At 43.9% G+C, this 26,501-nt stretch carries 21 protein-coding genes; 15 read left to right on the forward strand and 6 right to left on the reverse strand.

Features of this window, described 5'->3' with window-relative positions; translation table 11 throughout:
* Positions 1-45: 45 nt before the first annotated feature.
* A complete protein-coding gene (locus MWM02_RS03355; protein WP_244402933.1) occupies positions 46-1,743 on the forward strand; it encodes a methyl-accepting chemotaxis protein in 1,698 nt (565 codons plus the stop codon).
* Positions 1,744-2,427: 684 nt separating this feature from the next.
* A complete protein-coding gene (locus tag MWM02_RS03360; RefSeq protein ID WP_244402934.1) occupies positions 2,428-4,116 on the forward strand; it encodes a methyl-accepting chemotaxis protein in 1,689 nt (562 codons plus the stop codon).
* Positions 4,117-4,456: 340 nt separating this feature from the next.
* Here MWM02_RS03360 and MWM02_RS03365 read toward each other — a convergent pair whose 3' ends face one another.
* On the reverse strand, positions 4,457-5,407 hold the full coding sequence (locus tag MWM02_RS03365; RefSeq protein WP_244402935.1) for a cation diffusion facilitator family transporter: 951 nt from the start codon (positions 5,405-5,407) through the stop codon (positions 4,457-4,459).
* A gap of 194 nt (positions 5,408-5,601) precedes the next feature.
* Between MWM02_RS03365 and glgB the strand changes: the two genes are divergently transcribed.
* From glgB to MWM02_RS03390, 5 genes are read left to right on the forward strand one after another with little or no spacing between them, the layout of a single operon-like run.
* Positions 5,602-7,533 carry a 1,4-alpha-glucan branching enzyme gene (glgB, locus tag MWM02_RS03370; protein ID WP_244402936.1) on the forward strand — a complete coding sequence of 644 codons (1,932 nt, stop codon included), beginning with the start codon at positions 5,602-5,604 and terminating at the stop codon, positions 7,531-7,533.
* The gene (locus MWM02_RS03375) at positions 7,484-8,620 is read left to right on the forward strand and encodes a glucose-1-phosphate adenylyltransferase (protein WP_275973749.1); all 1,137 of its coding nucleotides are present in this window, start codon (positions 7,484-7,486) and stop codon (positions 8,618-8,620) included. Before glgB ends, MWM02_RS03375 begins: the two co-directional genes overlap by 50 nt.
* Before the next feature lie 7 nt (positions 8,621-8,627).
* Positions 8,628-9,659 carry a glucose-1-phosphate adenylyltransferase subunit GlgD gene (glgD, locus tag MWM02_RS03380; protein ID WP_081260162.1) on the forward strand — a complete coding sequence of 344 codons (1,032 nt, stop codon included), beginning with the start codon at positions 8,628-8,630 and terminating at the stop codon, positions 9,657-9,659.
* Entirely contained in the window at positions 9,656-11,110 is a 1,455-nt protein-coding gene (gene glgA / locus MWM02_RS03385; RefSeq protein WP_064549465.1) for a glycogen synthase GlgA, read from the forward strand. The genes glgD and glgA overlap by 4 nt, the downstream gene beginning before the upstream one ends.
* Positions 11,097-13,499 (forward strand): glycogen/starch/alpha-glucan phosphorylase, encoded by a 2,403-nt coding sequence (locus MWM02_RS03390; protein ID WP_064549466.1) that lies wholly within the window; start codon positions 11,097-11,099, stop codon positions 13,497-13,499. Before glgA ends, MWM02_RS03390 begins: the two co-directional genes overlap by 14 nt.
* Before the next feature lie 26 nt (positions 13,500-13,525).
* Here the strand turns inward: MWM02_RS03390 and MWM02_RS03395 are convergent, their stop codons facing one another.
* The 3 genes from MWM02_RS03395 to MWM02_RS03405 form a co-directional block, all read right to left on the reverse strand.
* Entirely contained in the window at positions 13,526-14,320 is a 795-nt protein-coding gene (locus tag MWM02_RS03395) for a TIGR00266 family protein (RefSeq protein WP_064549467.1), read from the reverse strand.
* An 82-nt stretch (positions 14,321-14,402) separates the two neighbouring features.
* A complete protein-coding gene (locus MWM02_RS03400) occupies positions 14,403-15,167 on the reverse strand; it encodes a yteA family sporulation protein (RefSeq protein ID WP_064549468.1) in 765 nt (254 codons plus the stop codon).
* An 86-nt stretch (positions 15,168-15,253) separates the two neighbouring features.
* Positions 15,254-16,189: a 1,4-dihydroxy-2-naphthoate polyprenyltransferase gene (locus MWM02_RS03405; RefSeq protein ID WP_064549469.1), complete on the reverse strand. Its 936-nt coding sequence runs from the start codon at positions 16,187-16,189 to the stop codon at positions 15,254-15,256.
* A gap of 171 nt (positions 16,190-16,360) precedes the next feature.
* Between MWM02_RS03405 and MWM02_RS03410 the strand changes: the two genes are divergently transcribed.
* The 5 genes from MWM02_RS03410 to MWM02_RS03430 all read left to right on the forward strand — a co-directional run bounded on the left by MWM02_RS03410 (position 16,361) and on the right by MWM02_RS03430 (position 22,821).
* Complete coding sequence (locus MWM02_RS03410) at positions 16,361-17,743, forward strand: isochorismate synthase (protein WP_244402938.1); 1,383 nt, start codon at positions 16,361-16,363, stop codon at positions 17,741-17,743.
* Positions 17,736-19,490, forward strand: coding sequence for a 2-succinyl-5-enolpyruvyl-6-hydroxy-3-cyclohexene-1-carboxylic-acid synthase (gene menD / locus MWM02_RS03415; RefSeq protein ID WP_244402939.1), 1,755 nt, complete (start codon positions 17,736-17,738; stop codon positions 19,488-19,490). Before MWM02_RS03410 ends, menD begins: the two co-directional genes overlap by 8 nt.
* The gene (menH, locus tag MWM02_RS03420; protein ID WP_244402940.1) at positions 19,487-20,299 is read left to right on the forward strand and encodes a 2-succinyl-6-hydroxy-2,4-cyclohexadiene-1-carboxylate synthase; all 813 of its coding nucleotides are present in this window, start codon (positions 19,487-19,489) and stop codon (positions 20,297-20,299) included. The genes menD and menH overlap by 4 nt, the downstream gene beginning before the upstream one ends.
* A complete protein-coding gene (gene menB, locus MWM02_RS03425) occupies positions 20,299-21,117 on the forward strand; it encodes a 1,4-dihydroxy-2-naphthoyl-CoA synthase (protein ID WP_064549473.1) in 819 nt (272 codons plus the stop codon). The genes menH and menB overlap by 1 nt, the downstream gene beginning before the upstream one ends.
* Before the next feature lie 240 nt (positions 21,118-21,357).
* Positions 21,358-22,821, forward strand: coding sequence for an o-succinylbenzoate--CoA ligase (locus tag MWM02_RS03430; protein WP_064549474.1), 1,464 nt, complete (start codon positions 21,358-21,360; stop codon positions 22,819-22,821).
* 38 nt (positions 22,822-22,859) lie between these two features.
* Here MWM02_RS03430 and MWM02_RS03435 read toward each other — a convergent pair whose 3' ends face one another.
* Together MWM02_RS03435 and MWM02_RS03440 are read right to left on the reverse strand one after the other, a co-directional pair.
* On the reverse strand, positions 22,860-23,057 hold the full coding sequence (locus tag MWM02_RS03435; RefSeq protein WP_064549475.1) for a hypothetical protein: 198 nt from the start codon (positions 23,055-23,057) through the stop codon (positions 22,860-22,862).
* A 91-nt stretch (positions 23,058-23,148) separates the two neighbouring features.
* Complete coding sequence (locus tag MWM02_RS03440) at positions 23,149-23,310, reverse strand: DUF1540 domain-containing protein (RefSeq protein ID WP_064549476.1); 162 nt, start codon at positions 23,308-23,310, stop codon at positions 23,149-23,151.
* A gap of 172 nt (positions 23,311-23,482) precedes the next feature.
* Here MWM02_RS03440 and MWM02_RS03445 point away from each other — a divergent pair, with 172 nt between their 5' ends.
* The 3 genes from MWM02_RS03445 to MWM02_RS03455 all read left to right on the forward strand — a co-directional run bounded on the left by MWM02_RS03445 (position 23,483) and on the right by MWM02_RS03455 (position 26,486).
* The gene (locus tag MWM02_RS03445; RefSeq protein WP_244402941.1) at positions 23,483-23,773 is read left to right on the forward strand and encodes a DUF2325 domain-containing protein; all 291 of its coding nucleotides are present in this window, start codon (positions 23,483-23,485) and stop codon (positions 23,771-23,773) included.
* 12 nt (positions 23,774-23,785) lie between these two features.
* Positions 23,786-24,331, forward strand: coding sequence for a hypothetical protein (locus MWM02_RS03450; RefSeq protein WP_244402942.1), 546 nt, complete (start codon positions 23,786-23,788; stop codon positions 24,329-24,331).
* Positions 24,332-24,413: 82 nt separating this feature from the next.
* Positions 24,414-26,486 carry a YyaL domain-containing protein gene (locus tag MWM02_RS03455; RefSeq protein ID WP_244402943.1) on the forward strand — a complete coding sequence of 691 codons (2,073 nt, stop codon included), beginning with the start codon at positions 24,414-24,416 and terminating at the stop codon, positions 26,484-26,486.
* The last annotated feature ends 15 nt before the right edge of the window (positions 26,487-26,501 follow it).

Below are 26,501 nucleotides of genomic sequence, written 5' to 3' on the forward strand. Positions count from 1 at the left end.
GGAAGACCTAAAACGAAAACAGTGCAATATAGAAGGTGAATGGAATTGAAAGCGCTAAAGCTGGGAACAAAAATTAACCTCATTGTGTTGTGCGTAATTATTTGTTTATCAGGAATTATTACGATCGTTGCAAATGTTCAAATTACCCAAGGCATGAAAAAATCGACAGTGGAAAAAGTAAAAGCTGTCCTTCTGCTTGCTTATCAATATATCGATGAGAAGTACAAAGGAGACTGGATGATAAAAGACGGTGCGCTTTATAAAGGAAATGTAAAAATGAATCATAATAATGAAATCGTTGATCAAATTGGAAAACTGGTCAATGGCAATGTTGTTATTTTCCAAAATGACATTAGGGTAGCCACAAATATCAAAAAAAATGGCAAGCGGGTTGTTGGTACTGCTGTTCCCGAAAAAATCGCAAACATCGTGTTGAAACAAGGAAAAACTTATTTTGGAGAGGTAGAAACTTTAGGAGAAACATTTCAAGCGGCATATATGCCGATTCAGAATTCGGATGGAGAAAACATCGGCATTTTTTGCGTAAGTATGCATCAAAGAAATATTGATGCCACGATCTCTTCACTTTTCAAGACGCTGATTATTTCAACGCTTGTCGTACTTATTATTTCTGTTCTGATTATTTTATGGTTTACGCGAAAAATTCATCGCAGATTAACATCTGTCTCTAATGCCCTCCAACAGGCAGGAGAAGGGAATTTTGCCGTAGATATTCAAGATGATGCTCAAGATGAAATTGGGCAAATTATACATAGTTACAATAAGATGAGGGAAGATTTGAAAAATTTATTTAAACATGTAACGACCGCGGCAGAGCAGGTAGCCGCTTCTTCGGAGGAGTTAACGGCGAGCGCGGATCACACTGCGCAGGCAACAGAACGAGTTTCATCAGGTACTAGGAAAATCGCGAGTGAAGCAGAAGAGGAAGCAAGTAAAATGGAGTCAAGCGCTACCGCTCTTGAACAAATGGCACAAGGGATTACAAATATTGCGAATCATTCTGTGGCGATTACCGATTTATCAAAACAAATGATTATCCAAGCCGAAGATGGAGGAAACTTTGTTCAAAAAACGGTCGAACAAATGAATTCGATTCAGCAATCTGTGTCTAAATCAGAAGAAATGATTAATGTGCTGTATGAACGTTCCAAAGAGATTGGCACAATACTGGATGTGATTAGAGAAATTGCCGATCAAACGAACCTTCTTGCGTTAAATGCTGCGATTGAAGCGGCAAGAGCGGGAGAACACGGAAAAGGCTTTGCCGTCGTCGCTGACGAAGTGAGAAAACTGGCGGAACAGTCCCGGGAGTCAGCGAAGCAAATCGCTGAACTGATTTTTAGCATCCAAAAAGATACGGAAAATACCGTGCAAATGATGGAACAAGCAATACAAAACGTAAAGGGCGGAATGGAAATCTCACAAGAAACGACTCAGAAATTCAATGCAATTATGGAAAGTACAAGAGATGCTTCAACACAACTGGAAGATATCACCGCAACAGTGCAGCAAATTTCTGCAGGAATTCAACAATTGAGTGCGACTGTCAACGAATTGGCGTCTGTTGCGAAAAGAAGTACTACGATATCCGAAGAAATCGCTGCTTCTGCGGAAGAGCAATTCGCATCGATGGAAGAAATTACATCGGCAGCAAAATCATTGGCGAACATGGCTGAAGAGTTACAGGAACTGGTTCGCAAATTTAAGTTTGATAGAGAATAAGCTTGTTTTTTATGAATTCAGAAACAATAAATCTTCATATACTATTGATTGTAGCTAAAGAAACATTGCGGGAAGATGCGACGTTTTCTTTGACTTGAATGACAATGATGTTGTTCGTGGGCTCTCATAAATGTGGAGCCCGTTTTTTTATTTTTAGCAAACGCGATTCAGGAAGAGAAAATTTGTGTAGTGAAGACTTTTACATCCAAAAAATAGGCTGTTTTCTTTTCGCGATGTGCCGCCATGCGAATGAAACCTGCTTATTAAAAGCAGTTGCGGTTGCGCCTTTGTTTAACTTGTCTGTTTTTATGATTATTAACCATATTTTATAAATTATAAAAGATTAGGAAGATAAGATGATTTACTGATATTAGTTTTTCCATTACAATTATATCCATCATGTTAATCAATTTATCAGACAAATGAAGGGGGGATGAGGAAGAAGGATGATAGATTAGGATGTCATCGTATATTTTCGTTTTATGGAAATTCAGAAAATGGTAACAATGGTTCTTATTATTATATTTATACTATTTTGGTTTATAAAAACATTTATTGCACTAAATAGAATGTTTAATCCATCTTAAAAAATGATATGTTTCCCGTTGCAAATGCTATTGGACGTAGAAAAATCAGCGGTTAGGTTCGGAGCTGCGAAGATAGCAATGATAGAAGGTGAGTATAATGAACAAATTAAAACTTGGAACGAAAATTAATTTACTTGTGTTAAGCGTGATTATTCTTTTGTCAGCAATTATCACGGTTATCGCGGATGTTCAAATTACGAAAGGGATGAAAAAAGCGGCGATTGAAAAAGTGAAATCTGATCTCGCTTTAGCTTATCAATATATTGATAAGAAATATGAGGGAGATTGGGTGTTGAAGGATGGCAGCCTTTATAAGGGAGATGCAAAAATCAATAATAATTATGAATTAGTCGATGAAATAGGGAGACTAACTGGTGGAACGGTTACTATTTTCCAAGAAAACACTAGAGTAGCAACGAACGTAATAAGAAATGGCAAACGTGTCGTTGGTACAAAGGTTTCCGATAAGGTTGCAAATGTCGTGTTAAAAGAAGGAAAAGCTTATTTTGGCGAAGCGGAAGTGGTAGGAGAGAAATATCAAACTGGATACATGCCTATTAAGAATGCAAACGGGGAAAATATAGGCATTTTTTACATAGGTGCACCGCAAAAATTTATTGATTCCACTATTGCTTCTTTTTTGAAAACATTTATCCTTTCAACGCTTATTGTGCTCATTATTTCGGCTCTGATCATTTTATGGTTTACACGAAAAATCCGCATTAGACTGTCATCTATTTCTAACGCTCTTAAACAAGCTGGGGAAGGAAATTTTACTGTTGATATTGAGGATCATGCGCGTGATGAGATCGGCCAAATTATAGACAGCTACAACAAAATGAAAGAAAATTTAGCGAATCTACTAAAACATGTGACAACAGCGGCGGAGCAGGTAGCCGCATCTTCCGAGGAACTGACGGCAAGCGCCGATCAAACTACCTTAGCGACGGAGCAAGTCGCATCAGGTATTCAGCAAGTGGCGAATGGAGCGGAGATTCAGACAAGCAAAGTGGAATCGAACGCCACTGCCTTGGAACAAATGGCGCAGGGGGTTACAAATATCGCCGATCGTTCCACAGTAATTACAGATTTGTCGAGACAAATGACTATACAAGCGGAAGATGGGGGAAACTCTGTTCAAAAAACGGTCGAACAAATGAATTCGATTCAGCAATCTGTGTCTAAATCAGAAGAAATGATTAATGTGCTGTATGAACGTTCCAAAGAGATTGGCACAATACTGGATGTGATTAGAGAAATTGCCGATCAAACGAACCTTCTTGCGTTAAATGCTGCGATTGAAGCGGCAAGGGCGGGAGAACACGGAAAAGGCTTTGCCGTCGTCGCTGACGAAGTGAGAAAACTGGCGGAACAGTCCCGGGAGTCAGCGAAGCAAATCGCTGAACTGATTTTTAGCATCCAAAAAGATACGGAAAATACCGTGCAAATGATGAAACAAGCGACACAAAATGTAAAAACGGGAATTGAAATCTCGCAAGAAACAACGCAAAAATTTAGCCTAATCTTGCAAGGCATGAAGGATATTTCTTCACAATTGGAGGATATTTCTGCAACGGCGCAACAAATTTCTGCCGGGATCCAAGAATTGTCTTCCACAACTAACGAATTGGCGGTCGTCGCGAAAGAAAATGCAGCAACATCTGAAGAAATTGCCGCTTCTACCGAAGAACAGCTCGCTTCAATGGAGGAAATCACCTCAGCGGCAAAATCGTTGGAAAATATGGCGGAGGAACTGCAAGAACTTGTTCGTACATTTAAGATCTAAGTTTACATCAGTATAATATAGAATCTGGAGTTAATCTACAAGGATGTTTAAAAAAGGAAATTGCGATATAGTGAATATGCAGTACAAAAAGAAGATGGGCTCCGATAGGGACAATTCCCTGGGAGCCCATCATCATTAGAATCTTGCCTAATCAATCAACCACGCACTGCCTTCATTTCGTTTGAAACGGAATTTCCGGCGAACAGAAGAACGATCAAAACGCTTTCCTTTTCCTCCTTTTCTCTAAGGGGTCTTCCATCCTTTATATTTGGAATATATGTTTGTTAACGTGAATCGAAAATTTTCTTTTGGTATGGAGCGGCAAAATGCGCCATTATAATTATGCTTTTTTCTTTTTTTGGAGCAAAAATTCTTTTCCATATTCGCCGTGATCATGGAATATGGCGTGTTCGACTTGAATCGTCGTATGTTTAATACCATATTTTTTGTTGAGCATCTCGTTAATGGCCAAGATCACGCAAAATGGCTGGATATGCTCGTTAATAAATACGTGCGCGGTTAACGAATAGTGGTCCGTAGAGACGGCCCATAAGTGCATGTCGTGTACATCTTCGACTCCTTCGACTTGGCGGATATCCTCTCTAATCTGATCGAGATGAAACCGATCAGGCACCGCTTCCATTAAAATGAAATACGATTCGCGAATAATTTTCGCCCCGCCTGTAAAGATGATGCCAGCAATGATGATGCTAATGAGCGGATCGAAAAAATAAAAACCGGTAAAGTAAATGAGTATCGCTGAAAGAATGACGCCGATGGAGCTAAGAAGATCCCCGATAAAATGCCATAATGCGCTCTTAATATTTAAATTTTCCTCTTCCTTTGTACTTCGGCTAAGGACGATCGTCAATACGAGATTCACGATGAAGCCGATGGAAGAAATGGTCAGCATTAAGCGAAAGTCAATCGGTTCGGGAGAAATAAACCGCTGAATTCCTTCCCAAAAAATCCCGATAGAAATAATGGCTAGCGTAAGGCCATTTAAAAAGGACGTAATAATTTCAAAGCGCAAATAACCAAATGTAAATCGATGATTTGGCGGGCGAGTGGCAAGGTAAAGAGCAACCATGCTAAGCCCAAGCGCCAAGACGTCAGATGCCATATGGGCGGAGTCGGAAAGCAGCGCCAAAGAATTGGATAATAGTCCGCCGGCAATTTCTACAATCGTAAAAAACAACGTTAATCCAAGAGTGATCCATAACGTTCTTTTTGATTGATTTTGCGTTTTTACGTGTGGGAGATGATGATAATCGTATTGAATTAGTGACATGGCACACCTCTATTTAGAATTATTATTATTTTATATATATTATAATATAATTTTTTGTTGCTGTGCAAAAAAATTTTTCATTTGTTTGTTGAAGATTGTCAAAAAAGTATAAATTTTTTTATCAAGGAATTTATGGATGATTGTGGAATATAAGTAACAATTGTAAGAAACTTTAAGAAAGGATGCGATGCAGATTGATCATCGTCAGTCCGACCGATCTGGAAATTTATTTATTTCATGAAGGCAGCTTATATAAAAGTTATGAATTGTTTGGCGCACATGTGATAAAGGAAAATGGCGTGGTCGGAACCCGGTTTTGTGTATGGGCTCCGCATGCGCGGCAAGTGCGATTAGTCGGCAGTTTTAACGAATGGAACGGAACTAATTTTAATCTTGTAAAAGTAAGTAATCAAGGTGTATGGACAATTTTTATTCCGGAAAACTTGGAAGGGCATTTATATAAATACGAGATTACCACGAACAATGGAAATGTCGTGTTGAAAGCTGATCCATACGCGTTTTACTCCGAGTTGCGTCCCCGTACTGCCTCCATCGTCTACAACATAAAAGGTTATCAATGGAATGACCAAACATGGCGACGAAAGAAACAGCGAAAGCGAATTTATGACCAGCCTTTGTTCATTTATGAGCTTCACTTCGGTTCGTGGAAAAAGAAAGAAAACGGCAGTTTTTATACATATCGAGAGATGGTGGATGAGTTAATTCCATATGTTATTGAACATGGTTTTACCCACATTGAATTGCTTCCGCTCGTTGAGCATCCGTTTGACCGCTCTTGGGGATATCAAGGAACAGGTTATTATTCCGCGACAAGCCGCTACGGGACACCTCATGATTTAATGCATTTTATTGACTGCTGCCACCAGGCGGGAATCGGTGTGGTTCTCGACTGGGTTCCTGGCCATTTTTGCAAAGATGCACATGGATTATACATGTTTGACGGAGCGCCGACATATGAATATGCCAACATGCAAGATAGGGAAAATGACGAGTGGGGCACCGCGAATTTTGATCTTGGCAGGCCGGAAGTTCGCAGCTTTTTGATTTCCAACGCCTTATTTTGGATGGAATATTTCCATGTCGATGGATTTCGGGTGGATGCGGTGGCCAATATGCTGTATTGGCCGAATAAAGATGTAGCGCACAAAAACCCGTATGCTGTACAGTTTTTACAAAAATTAAATGAGACCGTATTTGCGCATGACCCGAGCATATTGATGATTGCCGAAGATTCGACGGAATGGCCGCTCGTCACCGCTCCAACGTATGACGGAGGATTGGGATTTAACTATAAATGGAACATGGGGTGGATGAACGATATTTTAACGTATATGGAAACGGCGCCGGAGCGGCGAAAATATGCGCACAATAAAGTAACCTTTTCCCTCTTGTACGCGTATTCGGAAAATTTTATTTTACCTTTTTCTCATGATGAGGTCGTACATGGAAAAAAATCGCTATTAAATAAAATGCCGGGGACGTATGAGGAAAAGTTTGCGCAATTAAGGCTGCTGTATGGATATTTGCTTGCGCATCCCGGCAAGAAACTATTGTTTATGGGCGGCGAATTTGCTCAGTTTGATGAGTGGAAAGATTTAGAGCAGTTGGATTGGATGCTTTTTGATTTTGAGATGCACCGGAAAATGAATATGTACGTGAAAGAATTATTGAAATGTTATAAGCGATGCAAATCTTTACATGAGCTAGACCATTCTCCGGATGGATTTGAGTGGATTGATGTTCATAACGCCGAACAAAGTATTTTCTCATTTGTCCGCAGAGGAAAAAAAGAGAACGATTTGCTTGTTGTTGTGTGCAATTTCACCAATAAAGTGTATCACGGCTATAAAGTTGGCGTTCCGCTATTTGCCAAATATCGAGAAATAATCAATAGCGACGCGGCCGAGTTCGGAGGGTGGGGGAATGTTAATGCGAAGCTGGTTGCAGCGATCAAAGAGCCGTTTCATGGAAAGCCATATCATATTCGCATGACGGTTCCACCGTTTGGCATTTCCATTTTAAGACCAGTGAAAAAACGGGGGGAGAGAAGCATTGATGGCAAAGAAAAAATGCATCGCCATGTTATTGGCGGGAGGGCAAGGTAGCCGCTTATATTCATTGACGGCAAACATTGCAAAACCAGCTGTTCCATTTGGCGGAAAATATCGAATTATCGATTTTACATTGAGCAACTGCACTAATTCGGGAATCGATACGGTCGGGGTGTTAACGCAATATCAGCCGCTTCTGCTGCATTCTTATATCGGCATTGGGAGCGCATGGGATTTGGATCGCAGAAATGGCGGCATCACCGTTCTTCCCCCCTATTCCGTATCGTCTGGAGTGAAATGGTATGAAGGAACGGCGAACGCCATTTATCAAAATATGAATTATATTGAGCAATATGCCCCGGATTACGTGTTAGTTTTATCAGGGGATCATATTTATAAAATGGATTATCGAAAAATGCTTGACTATCATATGACGAAAAACGCCGATGTAACCATTTCGGTCATTGAAGTGCCGTGGTCGGAGGCGAGCCGCTTCGGCATTATGAATACAAATGAGCAAATGGAAATTATTGAATTTGAAGAGAAACCGAAGAATCCGAAAAACAACCTCGCTTCGATGGGCATTTATATTTTTAATTGGCCGCTTTTAAAAGAGTATTTGCAAATAGATAACGCCAATTTGCATTCAAGCCACGACTTTGGAAAAGATGTGATTCCATTGTTGCTTCGGAATAAGAAACGGCTTGTTGCTTATCTGTTTAAAGGCTATTGGAAAGATGTTGGGACGGTAAAAAGCTTATGGGAAGCCAATATGGATTTATTGGATGAAGAAAACGAGTTAGATTTGTTTGACCATTCGTGGCGCATTTATTCTGTAAACCCAAATCAGCCGCCACAATATATTTCCGATGATGCGGTTGTCGTCCATTCGCTTGTAAACGAAGGATGCGTGGTCGAAGGAAACGTAGAACATTCCATATTATTTCAAGGAGTCCATATTCAAAAAGGAGCGATGGTGAAAGATTGTGTGATTATGCCGGATGCGGTGATTGGCGAAGGGGTGTATATCGAAAGGGCGATCGTACCGCCAAATATAGAAATTCCGCCGCATCTGGTCGTTTGTCCGGATGATCTTCTTGTTACGAAAGAATGGTTACAAACGAAAAACGGGAAAGGATGAAGCAACCGTGAATCATCAATCGATGCTGGGAGTTATTGACGCAACGACGTATATCGAGCCGCTTCAGCCGCTAACGATGCACCGTTCTGTTGCGGCGGTGCCGTTTGCTGGGAGGTATCGATTAATCGACTTTGTATTGTCGAGCATGGTTAATTCCGGAATTGAGAGCGTGGCGATTTTTCCGAAATACCAATACCGTTCTTTAATGGACCATTTAGGATCGGGAAAGAATTGGGATTTAAACCGGAAACGGGACGGATTATTTTTCTTTCCATCGCCAGATTTATCGATTCCTAATCCTCACGTTGGAGCGTTTGCCCATTTTGAACAACATATTGACTATTTTTTGCGCAGCAGGCAAAAATATGCCGTTATTTGCAACAGTTATACCGTTTGCAATATTGATTATGAAGCGGTGTTAGAACGGCACATTGCGAATCAATGCGATATTACCGAAGTCCGCCATCAAGGGCGTTCGCTGGAAATGTTTGTGTTAGAAACGTCATTGTTGCTCGATTTAATCGCTAATCACCGATGTACCGGGTATTACAGCATTGTTGATGTTGTCCGTGATCATCGTCATTCTTTAAAAATTTGTGACTATGAATACGGCGGGTATGCAGCTGTTGTTGACTCGATTGGAAGTTATTTTCGCCATAGCATGGAATTGCTCAATCGAGATGTTTGGCGTCAGCTGTTTGCTAAGTCGCGTCCGATTTATACAAAAGTGAAAGATGAACCGCCAACAAAATATACAGAAAAAGCGGTCGTGAAAAATTCCATGATTGCCAATGGCTGCATTATCGAAGGGCATGTGGAAAACAGCATCATTTTCCGCTCCGTGAAAATCGGAAAAGGGGCAGTCATAAAAAATAGCATTATTATGCAAAAAAGCCAAATTGGCGAACATTGTCATCTCCATTGCGTCATTGTGGATAAAGATGCGAAAGTAGAAAATGACGTTTCTTTGCGAGGGACGGAACAGCAACCGTTTGTGGTTCGGAAAGGAACGGTGCAAGGAGAGTTGATCAACCGGTGAATGTATTGTTTGTCGTGTCTGAATGCGTACCATTTGTGAAATCAGGAGGATTGGCGGACGTTGCCGGAGCGCTGCCGCGGCAATTGCGAAAATTAGGGACAGATGTTCGGGTCATCATGCCAAAATATGCAACCATTCGCGAAAACGATAAAAAAGAAATGAAAAAAATTGCTGAACTTGTCGTAAGAGTAGGATGGAGACGGCAATATTGCGGAATCGAAATGCTCGAACGTGAAGGAGTAATTTATTATTTTGTAGACAATGAATACTATTTTAAACGCCACTCATTATACGGGCATTATGACGATGGAGAACGGTTTGCGTACTTTTGCCGCGCCATTTTAGACGCACTTCCCGCGCTTCCGTTTCGCCCGGATATTATTCATTGCCACGATTGGCATACCGGCATGATTCCGTTTTTATTGCGCGAACAATATCGAAAAAATCCATTTTATGAACAAATCCGCACCATGTTTACGATTCATAATCTGCAGTTTCAAGGAATTTTTCCCCGTGAAATTTTAGGAGATTTATTGAATTTAAGCGATCGTTATTTTACGACCGATCATCTAGAATTTTATGGGAATGTGAGTTTTATGAAGGGGGCGCTTGTCGCCGCCGATATCATTACAACAGTCAGTCCGACATATAAAGAAGAGATTCAGACGGAATATTACGGGGAGCGGCTCGATGGGCTGTTGCGGGCGCGCCGACATGATTTAATCGGAATTTTAAACGGCATCGACGATGAACGGTATAATCCGAAAACCGATCCTTTCATTGCCGCGCCATATGATACGCAGACGCTTGTCAGAAAACAAATGAATAAACGCGCGCTGCAACAATATTTCGGTTTATCGGTAAGGGAAAACGTCCCGATTATTGCGATGGTTACGAGGCTGACAAAGCAAAAGGGGATCGATCTCGTAAAGTGCGTCTTCCATGAAATCATTGCCGAAGATGTTCTATTTATTTTGCTTGGGACGGGAGATCCGGAGTTTGAACAATTTTTTCGTGCTATGGAGGCAACGTACCCGGATAAAGTCAAGGCGTACATCGGCTTTAATGAAGAGTTGGCACATCAAATTTATGCGGGAGCCGATTTGTTTTTAATGCCGTCGAAATTTGAGCCGTGCGGCCTTAGCCAAATGATTGCGCTTCGTTACGGAACGATTCCGATTGTGCGGGAAACGGGAGGACTCAACGACACGGTGCAATCGTATAATGAATTTACGGGAGAAGGAAACGGGTTTAGTTTCACGAACTTCAATGCCCACGATATGTTATATACCATTCGCCGCGCGCTTGCATTTTATAAGGAGAAGCAAGTATGGGAAAAGCTGATGCAAGAAGCGATGAGCGGCGATTATAACTGGCGACAGTCAGCGCTTGAGTATAACAAAGTATATGCGGATTTAATTGCCGGGAGTGAGCACCATGTTCTCGAATAAGGAAGAATTTAAAAAAACGTTTTTAAAACGGCTTGAAATGCTGTGCGGCAAACGGTTTGAAGAATCGACGCCACGGGATCAATATCATACGTTAGGGAACATGGTCCGTGAATATATTAGCCAACACTGGATTCAGACGAACGAGCGAAATCGCGCACGAAAACAGAAGCAAGTATATTATTTGTCGATCGAATTTTTGCTAGGGCGCCTCCTTGACAGCAATTTGCTTAATCTTGGCATTCGCGATGTCGTCGAAGAAGGGCTGAACGATTTAGGAATTCACCTTGATGACATAGAAGAATGTGAAGCGGATGCGGGGCTGGGCAACGGCGGCCTTGGCCGCCTTGCTGCTTGTTTTTTAGATTCGCTTGCTTCTCTCAATTTACCCGGTCACGGTTGCGGAATTCGTTATAAACACGGGCTTTTTGACCAAAAAATTGTCGATGGATATCAAGTCGAGCTGCCGGAACAATGGCTGCGCCACGGAAATGTATGGGAAATTAGAAAAGAAGAATTGGCGATGGAAGTGAATTTTTGGGGAAATGTCGAAATATCCAAGCAAAACGGCCGCCTGACATTCCGCCATATGGACAGCGAAAAGGTAATGGCGGTTCCATATGATATTCCGATCATCGGCTATGATACGAAAACAGTGAATACGTTGCGGATTTGGAGCGCAGAGCCGGCAAAAACGCTTCCGCCCCATAAGAGCGTAATGCAATATAAAAGGGAAACGGAGGCGATTTCCGAATTTTTATATCCTGATGATACGCATGACGAAGGGAAAATTTTGCGCTTAAAGCAGCAATATTTTCTCGTTGCTGCGAGCGTTGGCAGCATCGTCCGCGCGCATCGCCGCCAGCATGGGCACCTGTATGAGCTGCATAAGCATGTGGCGATTCATGTGAACGATACTCATCCAGTTTTAGCGATTCCCGAATTGATGAGAATTTTATTAGATGAAGAAGGAATGAGCTGGGAAGATGCTTGGCATGTTACAACAAATACGGTTTCGTATACGAACCATACGACATTATCGGAGGCGCTAGAGAAATGGCCGATTCGTATTTTCCAGCCGCTGCTGCCGCGCATTTACATGATTGTCGAGGAGATGAATGAGCGGTTTTGCCGCGAGCTTTGGCATCATTATCCTGGCGATTGGAAGCGGATTGAAGAAATGGCGGTTATCGCGCACGGCCTTGTTAAAATGGCGCATTTAGCAATTGTTGGAAGCCATAGTGTGAACGGAGTCGCAAAATTGCATTCGGAAATTTTAAAAAAGAGGGAAATGAAGCTGTTTTATGAGTTTCAACCGCAAAAATTTAACAATAAGACAAACGGAGTGACGCACCGGCGTTGGCTGCTAAAAGCGAACCCCGAGCTTTCCTCGTTAATTACGAACGCAATAGGACCATGTTGGATCAAAGAGCCGCAGAAATTAATTCATTTAAAGCGATACGCTTTTGATCCGGCGTTTCAGCAGGAGCTTGAAAATGTCAAGCAAAAGCGCAAAGCGAAATTGGCGAAACGCATTTATGAAAAGACAGGGATCGTTGTGAATGAATCATCGATTTTTGACGTGCAAGTAAAACGGCTTCATGCTTACAAGCGGCAGTTGCTAAATGTTCTCCATATTATGCATCTGTACAACCGTCTAAAAGAAGATGCAAGCTTTTCGATTTATCCGCGCACATTTATTTTTGGCGCCAAAGCTTCCCCGGGATATTATTACGCAAAACGGATTATTAAGCTCATTCATTCAGTCGCTGAAAAAGTGAACAATGATAAAAGGACAAACGAACAGTTAAAAGTCATTTTTTTAGAAAACTATCGTGTTTCCCTTGCAGAAGAAATTTTTCCAGCGGCGGATGTAAGCGAGCAAATTTCCACGGCAAGCAAAGAAGCGTCTGGCACCGGCAATATGAAGTTTATGATGAATGGGGCGATTACGCTTGGAACGCTGGATGGGGCGAATATTGAAATATTGGAAGCGGTCGGGGAAGAAAATATGTTTATTTTCGGGCTTACGGCGGAAGAAGTGTTAAACTACTACCAAAATGGCGGATACCGTGCCCACGAATATTACCATCATGATAAGCGGATTAAACAGGTCGTCGATCAGTTAGTCAATGGATTTTTTCCGGACGTTCATGACCATTTTGAGCCGATTTACGATTCGCTTTTAACGCAAAACGACGAATATTTCGTGCTGCGTGATTTCGCGCCATATGCGGAAACACAGGAAAAAGTGGAAGCGGCGTATACACAGCGGGAACGCTGGCTGAAAATGAGTGCGATCAACATTGCCCATTCCGGCTACTTTTCCAGTGACAGGACGGTGCAGGAGTACGCAAACGAAATATGGGATATTCATCCGGTTGAGCAATAAAAAGAGAGAGGGTTTTTTGACCTCTCTCAATCGTCCCCGTCCAGCCAATCGCCAATGCCGCCGAGGATGCTGCCTTCTCCAACGGAGCGGCCTCCCGAGCTTGGCGCAGCGGCGATAATCCGGTCGGCAAGCCGGCTGAACGGAAGAGACTGCACCCAAACGGTTCCCGGACCGGTTAATGTAGCAAAAAACAACCCTTCGCCGCTGAAAAAGGCGGTTTTAATTTTGCCGACATATTCGATGTCATAATCGACTTCTTTTGTCATTGCCACTAAGCAGCCGGTATCAATGCGCAACTTCTCACCGGGCTGCAGCTCACGCTGATAAATTGTTCCGCCCGCGTGCAAAAAGGCAAGGCCATCTCCTTCGAGTTTTTGCATAATAAATCCTTCGCCGCCGAAAAAGCCAGTGCCAAGTTTACGTTGAAAATCAATGCCGACAGAAACCCCCTTCGCTGCGCAAAGGAAGGAATCTTTTTGGCAAATCACTTTGCCGCCAAGTTCGCCCAAATCCATCGGAATAATTTTTCCCGGGTATGGAGCGGCGAACGAGACGCGGCGTTTTTCTGCGCTGTTGTTTGTAAACACGGTCATAAATAAGCTTTCGCCTGTCAATAGCCGTTTTCCCGCTCCCACTAATTTGTTGAAGAAACCTTTTCCGGAATCAGAGCCGTCTCCGAAGATCGTCTCCATCGTAATTCCATCTTCCATCATCATCATGCCGCCGGCCTCGGCGATGACGCTCTCCCGCGGATCTAATTCAATTTCGACGAATTGCATATCGTCCCCATATAGCTTGTAGTCAATTTCATGTGCATTCATCGTCTTCACCTCAATGTCATTGTTTCATCACTATAATTCTCTATACGAACGCGGATTCCTTTTTGTTTCAAAAAAAAGACCATCAACGCCGATGATCTTCTTTTTTCGTATAAGGTTCTTTTTCATATGCCGGCAGATCGCCGATATTGGACATGATTCCTTCGTCGTCCAACATATTTTCCAGCTGTTCGTGTTCCCGTGTCGGATATACTTTTGCGTTTTTTCCATATAAATCTACCGACGCAAAATTTTCTATCTCTTCGACGTAACCGACGTGTTCTTCTGATTCGGCATATGTTTCCCCGTAATAGTCGACATTTTTCCCTAAATCTGAAGGAGTATCGGACGAGCCGTAACGGGCCACTTCTTGCCAAGCATCTTCCGCATCATATGCTACTGATTCGTCGCGGCCATCGAGATCGAATTTTCCGAATGGAGGCATCAACACTCCTTCTTCGAGCGGCCGTTTTTGCGAAACCGTTTTGTCACGGCTATGTTCTTTGCAGCATGTTGTTGTCGGCAGTGCTTTTAGCCGTTCGTACGGAATTGGCTTCCCGCAAACTTCGCATATGCCATACGTGCCGTTTTCGATCGCTTGGAGAGCATATTCAATCTCCTTCAGTTCCCTTTCGGCATGTTCATTCAGCGCGATATCTTTTTCCCGCTCATACAGCTCGGTTGCATCGTCCGCCGGGTGATTGTCGTAGCTGGCAAGCTCACCGACCGCGTCATGCGCGTGGCCCCGCAGTGTGCCGAAATGGTCGTTATGTTGCAGCCGCTCTTGCGTTTCCTTTTTTGCGCGGAGAAGTTCAGCACGGAAGGCGGCCAATTGTTCATTCGTTAACATACTTCATAACTCCTTCCTAAAAATCAACCGTTTACTTTGTAGTATGAGCGAAAAATAAAAAAAAAACACGGTCTATGACGACCGTGTTACAACCAATGGCTAATAAGCAAACCAATTGCCAATAGAAAACCAAATTGCGTATTCGTCTGTGCCGTCGCTTTCATCGCCGGCATCATCTCGATCGGCTTTGTTTTGCCGATAAATCCTTTTGCCGCTGCAATCGCTTTTGGCACGCTGAAAAAGACAAGCAATGTCCAGAAGGAAACGAGGTGGAAAAGGGATAGCCCAACCATCCAGATAAACGATACGGCAAACATGCCGGCAAGAATGCGGATTGCATTGTCGCGCCCGACTAAAATCGCCAGCGTTTTGCGCCCGTTCTTTTTGTCCCCATCGAAGTCGCGAATGTTGTTTGCTAGCAAAATCGCTCCGACTAAAATGGCAATCGGCACGGAAATCAAAACAGCTGTTCTTGTTATTTCTCCTGTTTGGATAAAAAAGGAAATTAAAATAATAAGCAATCCCATAAAAAATCCGGCTGCAAGTTCGCCAAACGGGGTATACGCGATTGGGATAGGTCCGCCCGTATAGAAATATCCAGCCGCCATACAAATGGAGCCGATTAACGCGAGCCACCAGCTGCTATTCATGCAAATATAGACGCCGATTAGCGTTGCGATGGCAAAAAAGGAAATCGCCAAATTCAAAACCGTTTTCGGATGGATTCCTTCGCGAACAATCGCTCCGCCAATCCCCACGGATTCTGGCGAGTCCAGCCCGCGCTTAAAGTCATAATATTCATTGAACATGTTCGTTGCCGCTTGAATAAGCAAAGAAGCGACAAGCATCGCGATAAACAGCGAAGCGCGAATATTTGTTTCATGGAACGCCAGCGCTGTGCCAATACAAACGGGAACAAATGCGGCTGTCAATGTGTGCGGACGCGTTAATCTCCACCAAACGCGCCAATCGCGGTGGCGGTTGACGGGTGAACGCCGTTCTGTTTGCAATGATGGTTGCATAATCATACCCCTCATATCGGAATAAGATAAAATAATAACGTTCAAAAAACGTTCACAATAAGTGTAGGAAAACGTCTATAAGGTGTCAACCCCTTTCGAATAGATAAATCATTTCCTATTATATATAATGAAAAATAGAAAATAAGCAATAATGAAGAAAGCGGGATTACAGTGGCAGTTTTATGTCAGCATAAAATAGAAGAACAATTGCGTTTCATCTCGGAAAAAGCGAATCGCCCGTTCATTAGCTGGAGCGGGGAAATGGATTATGTAGATCCAGTTTATTTTTTTGCGTTAGGACAAGCGTGTTCTTTTCGCCAGCGGTTTTATTGGTCTGATCGCGCGAACGAAACCGTTTATGTAGGGCTTGGCTGCGCGTATAGCATCGAAACAGAAGAAAAAGAGCAGCGTTTCCGTATAGTAGAGACGGAATGGAAGAGATGGATGGAGCAGATAGCTTTCGATCATAACGGAACCGCTGCAACGCCTATTTTATTTGGGGGCTTTTCATTTGATCCGTTCAAAACAAGAACGGAAAAATGGCGCGCATTTCCTCACGCAAAAATGGTGGTGCCAACGGTTCTTCTATCGCTCAAAAACAAAAAGACGACATTAACGGTGACGGTTCCTTCCAAACGGCATGAAGAAATGATGAAAAAAATAAGAAGGTTGATGCTCCTCTTATCACAAGAACAGAGACAGCCGACATCTTCATTGCCGACATTAGTAAAATATGAGGAAGCTCAAAAAGAAGAATGGATTCATGCGGTTGAAAAAACGATCAGGAATATTCGCGAAGGAAAATTTGAAAAAGTAGTGCTGGCAAGAGAGGCGCGTTTATCGTTTGCGGATGCGATCGATCCGAGTGCCGTTTTGCAGCAATTGCGTGAACAACAGCCGTTTAGTTATTTATTTGCATTCGAGCAGGAAGGACAATGTTTTATTGGCGCTTCTCCAGAACAGCTTGTGAAAAAGGAAGGGGCTGCGTGTTATTCTACTTGTTTGGCTGGATCGATACGCCGCGGTAAAACATTTCAGGAAGATGAAAAGCTCGGACAATGGCTAATGCATGATGAGAAAAACCTTCGTGAACATCAATTTGTTGTCCGGATGATTAAAGAAGCGATAGAAGCGGTTTGCGAACGTGTGCAAATGCCGGCTTCTCCGCAATTGTTAAAATTACAGCACATTCAACATTTATATACTCCTGTGGTCGGAGAAAAGTGTCGCGCCGCTTCGGTTTTATCGATTGTAGAACAAATGCATCCGACGCCGGCGCTCGGCGGAACACCACGAGAAAGGGCGGTCAAGGAAATTCGCGAAACCGAGCCGTTAGACAGGGGATGGTATGCGGCGCCAATCGGCTGGATGGATGCAGAAGGAAATGGGGAATTTGCCGTGGCCATTCGTTCAGGGCTTTTATGTGGAAAAGAAACGTTCATTTTCGCAGGTTGCGGAGTAGTCGGTGATTCTGACCCGATGAGCGAATATGAAGAAACAAAAGTGAAATTTGCTCCGATGTTATCGGCGCTGGGAGTGGAGAGAGATGAATGACGCACTAACGTTATATATAGCAGCTTTTATTGATGAGTTAGCAAAAAATGGGATAAAGGATGTTGTCGTCAGCCCGGGATCGCGCTCGACCCCGCTTGCCATTGTGATGGCAGAACATCCGGCAATGCGCGTACATATGAACATTGATGAGCGTTCTGCCGCGTTTTTTGCACTTGGCATGGCGAAAGCAAAACGGCGTCCTATCGCCCTTCTTTGTACGTCAGGAACGGCGGTTGCGAACTATTTTCCAGCGGTCGTAGAAGCGTATTATTCACGTGTACCGCTTATCGTCATCACGGCAGACCGTCCGCATGAATTGCGAGATGTCGGGGCGCCGCAAGCGATTGACCAGCTGAACATATATGGAAAATACGCGAAATGGTTCGTCGAGATGGCGCTGCCGGAAAAGACGCCGGACATGCTCCGTTATGCGCGAACGATGGCGGCAAGAGCGGCAGGGTTGGCAATCAGCGCTCCGTCAGGCCCCGTTCATTTAAACTTTCCGTTGCGCGAGCCGCTTGTGCCGATAGTCTGCGAAGAAACATGGAAGCAAATCGAAGCAAAAGAGCCGTCTTATACGACGGTCATCCCGGGAAAAATGGCGGTTGGCATTGAGCAAATTCAGCAGTTATACGATGAACTTTCTTCTGTCGAAAGAGGGCTGATTGTTTGCGGGCCAATCGATCGTCCCGAGTTTGCCGAGGCGGTCACAAAGCTGGCGGACCTGCTCGATTATCCTATTTTAGCGGATCCGCTTTCCCAACTGCGCAGCGGAACGCACGAGAAAGAGTATATCATTGACAGTTATGACGCGATCCTAAAAGATGAAAAGATCGCCGCTTCGTTAGTTCCAGATGTTGTGATCCGTTTCGGCGCCATGCCGGTCTCTAAACCATTATTCCTCCTGCTGAAACGATATGTTAACATTAAGCAAATTGTCGTTGATGGGGAGGGCGGCTGGCGGGAACCGACATTAACAGCGTCGTACATGGTGTACTGCGATGAAATTGAATTTTGCCGCCAGCTTATTCATATTGGGAAACCGAAGCGGAGCAAAAGCGAATGGTCGACGACGTGGAAAATGATCAACGATATCGCGAAATCGGTGCTTCTGGAAGCAACGGCAGAAAAAGAATTATTTGAAGGAAAAGTGTTTATGGAACTTTCTCGATTGCTTCCGGACGGTGCAACGTTATTTGTCGGCAACAGTATGCCAATCCGAGACACGGATACATTTTTCTTTACAAACGACAAGCAAATCCGCATTTTAGCGAACCGTGGTGCAAATGGGATTGACGGTGTTGTGTCAAGCGCTTTAGGAGCCAGCGCGGTTGCCGAGCCGCTTGTGCTTGTCATTGGCGATCTTTCTTTTTATCATGATTTAAACGGGCTATTGGCGGCAAAAATGCACGGATTGAACGCGACGATCATCGTTCTTAATAACAACGGCGGAGGCATTTTCTCGTTTTTGCCGCAAGCGGAGCATAAAAAACATTTTGAAATGTTGTTTGGCACGCCGACTGATTTGCAATTTGCGCATGTTGTTCGCATGTATGGAGGGAATTTTGCAAAAATCGCGACATGGGATGAATTTCGCGATTGTGTAGCGCAATCGTTAACAACCGATGGTCTTCACGTGGTAGAAGTGTGCACATCAAGGGAAAATAATGTAAAAATGCATCGCCTTTTGTGGGAAAAGGTTTCCCAGGAAATAGCAGAATTTCTCGAAAAACGGGGTGCTGTATGAAGATTTCCGCCAACGGAGTTTCTTATCATGTCGAACGATTCGGCGACGGGGAGCCGATTTTGCTATTGCATGGATTTACTGGAAGCGTGGAAACGTGGAAACCTTTTCTCCCATATTGGCGTGACTATCAACTCATTCTCGTAGATATCATCGGGCACGGTCTGACCGATTCGCCAAATGATCCAGCGCGTTACGAAATCGAAAAAGCGGCCGCCGATCTGGAAGAAATATTGCGGCATTTGCATTTGCAAGACGCCCATGTGCTGGGATACTCAATGGGCGGGCGGCTTGCGTTAACGTTTGCGATTCTTTATCCTCACCGCGTCCGAACATTAGTATTAGAAAGCAGCTCTCCGGGATTAAAAACGATGCAAGAAAGACGCGAACGAATAGAAAGGGATGAAGCGTTAGCGGAAGAAATAGAACGATATGGCGTGAAGAAATTTGTCGAAAAATGGGAAAACATGCCGCTTTTTGCATCACAAAAGCGCTTGCCTCTTAGCGTGCGGCAGCAAATTCGCAATGAGCGGTTAAACAATAATGAAAAAGGCTTGGCGAACAGTTTGCGGGGAATGGGGACCGGAAGGCAGCCTTCATGGTGGAACCATTTATCGGAAGTAAACGTACCGACGTTGCTTTTATGTGGAGAATGGGATCAAAAGTTTTGCCGGATTGCTGAAGAAATGAAAAAATATCTGCCAAATTGCGAAATGGTAAAAGTCGCACAAGCGGGGCATGCAATTCATGTGGAACAACGAGAGATTTTTGCTAAAATAGTAAGTAAGTTTATTAAAGGAGGAGAATTATAATGGCCATTGAGTGGGTAAAGGAACGCGAGTATGAAGATATTATATACGAAACGTATAACGGCATTGCGAAAATTACGATCAATCGCCCGGAAGTACATAACGCGTTCCGTCCAAAAACCGTCGCTGAAATGATCGACGCCTTTTCACATGCGCGTGATGACTCGAAAATCGGCGTCATTATTTTGACGGGAGCAGGCGGAAAAGCGTTTTGTTCCGGCGGGGACCAAAAAGTGCGCGGCCATGGGGGATATGTCGGTGAAGACCAAATTCCGCGGCTAAATGTATTAGATTTGCAGCGATTAATTCGCGTCATTCCAAAACCTGTGATTGCCATGGTCGCTGGCTATGCGATCGGCGGCGGTCATGTGCTGCACGTTGTTTGCGATTTGACGATTGCGGCAGACAACGCGATTTTTGGACAAACAGGTCCAAAAGTGGGCAGTTTTGACGGCGGATATGGCGCGGGCTATTTGGCGCGTATTGTTGGGCATAAAAAAGCGCGTGAAATTTGGTATTTATGCCGCCAATATACCGCGCAGGAAGCGTTGGAAATGGGGCTTGTCAATAAAGTTGTGCCATTAGAGCAATTGGAAGAAGAAACGGTGAAATGGGCGCAAGAAATTTTAGAAAAAAGCCCAACGGCGATTCGCTTCTTGAAAGCGGCGTTTAACGCCGATTCCGACGGCTTGGCCGGCATTCAGCAGCTCGCCGGTGACGCAACATTGCTATTCTATACAACCGATGAGGCAAAAGAAGGAAGAGATGCATTTAAAGAAAAACGCCAACCAAACTTCAAACAATTCCCGCGTTTTCCATAAGAAGAGCGGAAGACGGCCGCTTATCAGCGATATGCGCTGGAGGGCCTGCAGGGAGATCCAGCCCAAACAAAGTTCGGGCTTGCGTGGGTGCTCAGGAAAATGAACTCATGCGTTGCCGTTGCATTGGAGTCGAAGCATCGCGGGCCGATGGCGCTTGGTAGGATAATAAAAAAGTAAAACTAAAGCAGCTTGATGAATTCCATCAAGCTGTTTCTTTATGGAGGAAGGAGAGCAAGGAACATGCAAACATCGCTTCCAAATTGGCTTATGCAGCGAGCGTTTTTGACACCTGAACGCATTGCTGTTTATGATGAACAAGTACAAAAAACGTTTATGGAGCTTCATGAGTCTGCTGTGAAAAAGGCGCGCCAGCTTGCAAACGCGGGGGTGCGCAAAGGAGATATCGTTGCTGTTTTCATGAAAAACAGCGTGGCGATGATCGAATTCATTCACGCTCTTCATTATCTTGGCGCGATTGTTTTGCTGCAAAACACGCGTTTGACTTCCTATGAGCTTGCCTGGCAATTAAAAGATAGTGGAGCGGTGTGCGTGATTACCGATGATGAGTTGGCGGACCGAATCGAAGAAAACGTTCGGGTGATTACCGTAAGTGAATTGTCCGCTTTGCCTGAGGCGAATGCCGAATTTCAGCAATATTATCATTTTGACGATGTCGCTACCATCATGTATACGTCAGGAACGACGGGAAAGCCAAAAGGCGTATTACAAACTTACGGAAATCATTGGTGGAGCGCTATCGGTTCAGCGTTAAATTTAGGATTGCATGAGAATGACTGCTGGCTTGCAGCTGTTCCGTTTTTTCATATTAGCGGCTTGTCGATTATGATGCGAAGCGTTATATATGGAATGAGCATGTATGTCATGCATGCTTTCGATGCAAAAAAAGCGAATGACCTCATTATTGCCGGGAAAGTCACGATCATGTCTGTGGTCAGTGCGATGTTGCAAAAAATGATAGCCGATCTTGGCGAGAGGCGGTATCCGGCGACGTTTCGCTGCATGCTGCTTGGCGGCGGGCCTGCTCCGAAACCGTTGCTGGAAGTATGTAAAGCAAAAGGAATTCCCGTGTATCAGACGTACGGCATGACGGAAACGTCATCGCAAATTGTCACGCTTGCGCCGGAATATAGTTTAACAAAGCTTGGTTCCGCAGGAAAGCCGTTGTTTCCAGCACAGCTTCGCATCGAAAAGGATGGACAAACGGCCCGTCCGTATGAACCGGGAGAAATTGTTGTAAAAGGCCCAAATGTTACAAAAGGATATTTGCACCGGCCGGAGGCAACGGGAAAAGCGATTCGCGATGGCTGGCTTTATACTGGAGATATCGGGTATATCGATGAAGACGGATTTCTATATGTATTAGACCGCCGTTCCGATCTTATCATTTCCGGTGGAGAAAACGTTTATCCGGCTGAAATTGAAGCGGTGCTTCTTTCCCATGAGGCGGTAGAGGAAGCGGGAGTAATAGGAATCGATGATGAAACATGGGGACAAGTGCCGTGCGCATTTGTGAAACTAAAAAGCGGTTATTCGGCGACGGCAGAACAGTTAAAACAATTTTGCCAAGAGCGTTTAGCAAAATATAAAATCCCAAAACAAATCTATTTTGTCGAACAATTGCCGCGCAACGCTTCGCAAAAACTATTGCGCCGCCAATTAAAACAGCTAATTCCAAACAATTAATTAGGAAGGGGCTTCATCAACGCGCAAGCCCCCGTTTTTTAATATTCGTCCATTAAATCTAATTCTGTGGCGCGATAAGCAATTAGTTTCTCGACTTCTGGAGGCAGATCGTCCAATGCGCCAAATTCATATTGCCATAAATTTGTAAATGAGTCGACGCAGATCGGAAATGTCATTGGATTCGCCCGTTTTACTTCCTCTTTAAACGCTTTAATTAAACTGTCCTTTTTCCCCATAGAACATCGCCTCTCTTTGCTAAACTATGTAATCATCACGCCTTTGGCGCAAACGCCAAAGGCTTCGTGTTTCTTTTGCTTCACCTTTTCATTACGCTTCATCCGAAGGCATGAACGTTTTACAATCCGTTTCAGTGGAATCCGATGCCATTTTCCCGTGATGGCTTACGACATAAATCGATTCTGCACTGCAGCGGTTTCCTTCCGCCCAATAATAGCAGTTTTTCACTTCACAAAGCACATCTTTTGCCATATGAATCCCCCCATCGTATGAAAATAACCTACACGTTTAGTTTGGTTGTTTGATAAAAAGTTATGAAGGAAACTACAAGCAATTTTATTGAAAATATTTATCATTGCAATTGACATAGAAAATCATTCTCAATTAGAATAAAAATAAGAAAAGGCAGTAAAGGAGGGGGACGATGACATCTTTATTAGTGGTGGGCGCAGATCATTTAGGAAATATTACGGATAAACTAATCGATTCAGGGTTTCAAGAAATCATCCATCTCGATGGCCGCAAAGTCAATATGGTGAAACGCGACATCCCAGAACATGTCGATATTGTTTTCGTCATGACGGATTACGTTAATCATAATTTGGCAAAGGCAATCAAACAAAAAGCGAAAAGCAAAGACAAGCCAATTTATTTTGTCAAACGTTCCTGGAGCTCTATTCATTCTGTTATTGAAAAAATCGAAAAAAGAAAATGACGGGGGTACATAATGATGAAAGCGATGATTAGCCATGAAGGAGGTACGACATGGCAACAAGCTGTGAGAAAGGTGATACGCAACGTGATGGTCGAATACTACCGTGCCGTTCCGTCATTGCGATCTCCTTTTTACATGTTAAAGCTGATTGAAACATATCGACAGTTGCTTCATCCACATTTGTTTGAGTCGCTAATTCATTATTATACCGTTTTAGCGAAAATCACCGACCATTTGCTTCAATTTTTTACCTCTTGCGCAGAAGCGCGGCGGTCTCCATTTCTTTTGTTTGCGCAAGCGGCCTATCGGCATGGGAAAGGGCGGGGAAAAACGCATGTAGACATCGACTTTGTTTATGAAGATGATGGAACGTACACGATTCGAAAGCTACTGTTAGAAGACGACCAAAGTTTTGTTCGCCATTATACGCAAATTGCCCCTGCTGCTTGCCAACAAACATTTGGTTTTTATCCGAACAAGATCGAGTTTTGCTCTCTTCTTACGGGGAACCGGATGGTGGAAACGCCTGGTACTTTGCAGCTTATATTGGTTACATAAAATAGTTTACGTTTTCCACCATTTTATATTAAAATAAATTGAGAATGAAAATCGTTATTTATAATTCATAGGGGGGTCCGACATGAAACGAAAACCGTGGAAAGCGATGACAGCAGCAGCGCTTACGTCCTCGCTGTTGCTCGCTTCCGCTTGCACTTCCAACGGAAAAGAAACGGAAACAAAGCAAAAACAAGCAAAGGCAGATTTACAAGTGCCTGTAACCGATTATACATTTGACACGGCGGGCAACATGTTTGCTTATTCCGAATTTGAACTATCCGGCGAACCATTGGCAGAAGCGCTCGGCTTAGATTTGGATGTATTAGACGCGCGGAAAATTGACAAACCGACGAAGTTCGACTATACAGCCGGCATCGAGTCATATGAATATTCAGAAGAAGCGATGTATGAAGTGACGGAAAAGTCAGGGCTTGGACTTCATTTAATTCACGGCCCGATTGCGGAGCAATTGGCGAAAAACGTACATAAGACAAGCGATGCAGCGCTGGCGGACCGGTTTTATGAGTTAGCTGACAGCGTCGGCTATCCGCGTGAAGAGATTTTCCGCAATATGTTTCCAACGTTCATTGAGTACGCAAGCGGAGATCCTCATTATGCGCAAAAAGTGGATACGAGCGTATATGCGGAAAATGACGATGGCACGTATGTGCCTGTATACCAAGTCGATTTCCAATCGCTGCGTTGGGATCGCAATAAGATGGAAAAAGTATTAACCCCGTCCGCTTATGGCGGCGTCTTTTTAAAACAAGCGCTTTGGGCGGGCGACTTTTTAGGCGGCTTTCATACAGTAGATAAAGATGAAGAAATAGAAGCAAAAACGCCAAACGATGACAAAGATAAAAACATCGCCCTTGGCGTTAGTTCGGCGGACGGAATGCAAGGAATGATTCTAACAGAGCAAATTTGGAACAAACTAAACTACATTCGCGACCATCTATTTTATGATGCTAATAGCCAATCGCTAACCAAAGCTGCAGGAAGCCGTTATAATCCGGCACATGGGTTTGTCTATTTACCGCATAAAATTCAAGTGGTCGAAGACGGCAATCAACTTGCGCCAAACGCAAAACAATTGCAAGTGGAAGACCAGCGGAGCTTGCTTCAAGACCAATGGTTGATGCTTTGGCCGGCTTCGGAATTTTACGGCATGACCGATCAGCGTCCGGAAAACAAAAACCAAAATCCTGCCTTTTTGGCGGTGTTTGATGGAGCACCGTACCCGAGCGCACCAAAAGAAAACTTAGATGCAGATGCGGCGAACGATATTTCTTCCACCGACCCATACTCGGTGAATCGGGATGTGCTATTGCAAATATTCAAAAACATCGATGCGATGCACTTTAACCCGAAAATCGGCGCTTTTGTCGAAGAACATGACGGCAAGCAGCAAGAAAAACGCGTCGATACGTTCCAAGCCGGATATACGATGGAAGCGCTGCGCATTTTCGAGCGCGCAATCGACGGGCTTCCGGTTGGCTATGCAAGCGGCGAAGACGCGAAAGGGTTACAAACTCCAGAAGGGAAACGGGCGTTGGAATTAATAAAGAGCCAGGCAGACTTTATCATAAAACATTTAATGAGAAAAGACGGACTTGTCGCAAACGGATACGTGATTGGCGAAGGAGCTGAAACGTCGGAGCCGACATTGCTTGCCCAGCTTGGCGCCATCCGCGGGCTAACGGCTGCGTTTTTAGCGACGAAAGATGAACAATACCGCAATGCGGCGCGCAACATTTATGCGGCGATGGATAAGCATTTCTGGGATAAGAAACTGCGCGTATATCGCACCGGAAAAGGGAAAATCGAATATACGCCATTTGTCGCCGGGGCGCTTTCAGGCGTATTCCGCGTCGCGCTAAATAACTTAAATAACACGGAAGCAGATGAAACGGTGAAAGCGTTGGAGCGGGAAACGATTATTTCACGCTATGTTGATTTTTATGACCGCATCATCGACGGCCCGAGCGTCAGAGAGGGCATGCAGGCGAGCGAGTTTTGGGATACGGGTGACGTATATAAAAAGGGAGACAAATCCGGAAATGCTGATCATGACCATGTGCCGCAAGTGCAAGCAGGGCATGGAAAGTATGGCATTGCCCCGATTCTGTTGAATGTGGAAGTGAAAGGAAAATAAGAAAAGCGGCAATCA

This window comes from Parageobacillus sp. KH3-4, assembly GCF_022846435.1.
GTDB lineage: Bacteria > Bacillota > Bacilli > Bacillales > Anoxybacillaceae > Parageobacillus > Parageobacillus thermoglucosidasius_A.